The sequence below is a fragment of the Corynebacterium sp. c25Ua_89 genome, from assembly GCF_047459735.1.
Taxonomy (GTDB): domain Bacteria; phylum Actinomycetota; class Actinomycetes; order Mycobacteriales; family Mycobacteriaceae; genus Corynebacterium; species Corynebacterium simulans.
In genome coordinates, this window is the sequence record NZ_JASBOD010000014.1 from 1 (window position 1) to 1,019 (window position 1,019).

2 pseudogenes are annotated in these 1,019 nt (G+C 55.5%); both read left to right on the forward strand.

The window, feature by feature from the left end:
- Nucleotides 1-259: 259 nt before the first annotated feature.
- Nucleotides 260-469: pseudogene (locus QKB66_RS11935) on the forward strand (helix-turn-helix domain-containing protein); the annotation flags it as partial.
- A 19-nt stretch (nucleotides 470-488) separates the two neighbouring features.
- Nucleotides 489-1,019, forward strand: a pseudogene (locus QKB66_RS11940) (IS30-like element IS1513 family transposase); the annotation flags it as partial.

Below are 1,019 nucleotides of genomic sequence, written 5' to 3' on the forward strand. Positions count from 1 at the left end.
GCGTGCTGTCAAGGGGTGAATGCGCCACTTCGACCGGGAGGTAGTTGTGACGCGTTGGACTCCGAAGGATGTTAAGGATGCTGCTGTTGAGCGCGTGGTGGCAGGCGAGGCAGTTAGCCTGGTCGCGCGTGATGTGGGTGTAGGCCCCGAATCGGTTTACGGTTGGTTGAGGGTAAGAGGTGTCGAACCTCCAGGCAGGCGTGCGAGTCGTTTGCGTGATCCGTTTGTCCGTGAGGCTGTTGGGTTGGTGCGTGCAGGTATGTCGATCAGTCAAGCAGCACAGACTGTTGGAATATCGACTGGCTTGCTTCACAGCAGGTTAAAGAAAGCTGGTGTAATCGAAGTGCGGCCTAGACGCGCCCACTTGTCACCTGATGAACGTGCCCAGGCCGTGGAGCGAGTGCTTGCTAGTGAGAGCTGTCAGACAGTGGCTGATGCTATCGGTGTGCATCCTTCTACCGTGTATGGGTGGATAAGGAAGCAGCGGTATGCGAAGTTACGCCGGCAGCGACATCGTCGAACGCCTGATGAGGCGGTGGTGTCTTTGCCAGATACAGGCAAGAAGCTGGGTAAAGATTCTGTTATGCCAGCACCGATGAAAACTCAAGCCGTTGATGGATTTCCTAGCGGCGTATTCGACAAACACGCCTTAGTAGGGCGTGGTCGCAGGCTTACTGTTGAAGACCGTGTTGCTATTGAAGCGGGATGTCGTGTCGGTGATTCGGCACGAGCCATCGCGCAGAAAATAAATAGGCACCACAGTGTCGTCGCTCGTGAAATCACCCGTAATGGTTGGAAGATCGTCGATGAGGACGGCACAGAGCAGCTGCGGTATAACGCCCACAACGCTGCTGTTTCTACTGCTGGTCGGATGGTGCGGCCAAAACTACGCAAGCTCGATGAAAGCCCAACGCTTCGGGGTGTAGTAGTCGATTGCCTTGCCCGCAGGTGGTCACCTGGGCGCATTAGTGCATGGCTTGAGCATGCTTTCAGCGATGATGAAAGCATGCGTATTTCCC